At 67.0% G+C, this 2,007-nt stretch carries 2 protein-coding genes; one reads left to right on the forward strand and one right to left on the reverse strand.

Annotated features, from left to right (window positions below; all coding sequences use genetic code 11):
* Positions 1 to 463: YdcF family protein (locus AC1DU6_RS29070; RefSeq protein WP_477861419.1), on the forward strand; the 463-nt coding region annotated here is incomplete at its 5' end.
* Positions 464 to 614: 151 nt separating this feature from the next.
* Here the strand turns inward: AC1DU6_RS29070 and AC1DU6_RS29075 are convergent.
* A partial coding sequence (locus AC1DU6_RS29075; RefSeq protein WP_477861421.1) for a UbiD family decarboxylase occupies positions 615 to 2,007 on the reverse strand: 1,393 nt, incomplete at its 5' end.

Here is a 2,007-nt window from a genome sequence, read left to right on the forward strand (position 1 = left end):
GAGCCGCACCACTGCCGAGCGCCTGGCCTATGGCGTCTGGGTCGCGCGGCGCAGCGGCTGGCCGCTGGCCTTTTCCGGCGGCATCGGCTGGACAGCGACTGAACTGCGCGAACCCGAGGCCGACATCATTGCCCGCGTGGCGGCTCAGGACTACGGCCTGCCGCTGCGCTGGACCGAGGCCAGTTCACGCGACACGCGGGAGAACGCCGCCCACACGCTGCCGCTGCTGGCGAAGGCGGGAGTGAAACAGGTCATCCTCGTCACCCACGACACGCATATGCGCCGCGCCATGCGCGCCTTCGAGGGCGAGGCGGCTCCGCTGGGGGTGAGCATCCTGCCCGCACCGGTGGGGCTGCGCGACGATGCCCTGACGAGCTTCAGCGATTGGTGCCCGTCGACTGACGGTTTCGAGCGCGTGCGCTACGTCCTCTACGAGACGCTGGCCTGGTGGGCTGGACGCTGAAATAGAAACCCCGCCGGGCTTTAAGGCCGGGCGGGGTGGGTGGCTATGCCACCTTGGGGCTCCACGGCGATTTGCCGAAGGGCTCCTGGCGCGCAAGGGATTGCGCCAGAGGTTGTGCCTCAAAAGGCATCTCAACAGTAGGCGAGCACGCTCAGGGCTTCAAGAAGAGTTGCCCGAATAGCGCCTCGGCCCGCGCCGTGATCTCGGGCGGCAGGCTGATACCGCGACCCCATTCGCGGCTGGTCTCGCCGGGCCACTTGTTGGTCGCGTCCAGCCCCATCTTGCCGCCCAGGCCGCTGACCGGTGAGGCGAAGTCAAGGTAGTCGATGGGCGTGTTGTCCACCAGGGTGGTGTCGCGCACCGGGTCCATGCGCGTCGTGATGGCCCAGATCACTTCCTGCCAGTTGCGCGTGTCGATGTCGTCGTCGACCACGACGATGAACTTGGTGTACATGAATTGGCGCAGGAAGCTCCAGATGCCGAACATCAACCGCTTGGCGTGGCCGGGGTAGGCCTTCTTGATCGACACGACGGCCATGCGATAGCTGCAGCCTTCGGGCGGCAGGTAGAAGTCGACGATCTCGGGAAACTGCTTCTGCAGGATGGGCACGAAGACCTCGTTGAGCGCAACGCCAAGGATGGCGGGCTCGTCCGGCGGCTTGCCGGTGTAGGTCGAGTGGTAGATCGGGTTCTTGCGCTGGGTCAGGCGAGAGATCTCGAAGACGGGGAACCAGTCCTGCTCGTTGTAATAGCCGGTGTGGTCGCCGAATGGGCCTTCCAGCGCGTGCAGATAGCCGCCCTTTTCCTTCAGCGGCACGCCGCGCTCGCTGACGCCGGTGTAGCCGGGTGCGGCAGGCGGGATGTGGCCTTCCAGCACGATCTCGGCCGAGGCCGGTGCCTGAAGCGGTTGGTTCTTGCCCACGCCGGTATTGACCAGTTCAGTACGCGAGCCGCGCAGCAGGCCGGCGAACTGATATTCGGACAGGCTGTCTGGCACCGGCGTGACGGCGCCCAGGATGGTGGCCGGATCGGCACCGAGGGCCACGGCGATCGGAAACGGCTCGCCCGGATGGGCCAGCGCGTGGTCGCGGAAATCCAGCGCACCACCGCGGTGCGCCAGCCAGCGCATGATGACCTGGCGGGGGGAAATAAGCTGTTGGCGGTAGATGCCCAGGTTCTGGCGGGTGCGGGTCGGCCCCCGGGTGATGACCAGACCCCACGTGATCAGGGGGGCTGCGTCGTCCGGCCAGCAAGTCTGTATGGGCAGGCGGCCGAGGTCGATGTCGCTGCCCTCCATGACCTCTTCCTGGCAGGCCGCGCGGCGCTGCACGGCGGGCTTCATGTCCCACAGGGCCTTGGCCATCTGCAACAGTTTGCCGGCGTCTTTCAGGCCCTTGGGTGGGTCGGGCTCCTTGAGGCTGGCGAGCACCCGGCCGACATCCCGCAAATCGGCCAGAGACTCAGCGCCCATGCCGAGTGCGACGCGACGCGTTGTCCCGAAAAGATTGGTCAAGGCGGGGGTGGAAAACCCGGCCGGCGCCTCG

This window comes from Roseateles sp. P5_B10 (genome assembly GCF_056400485.1).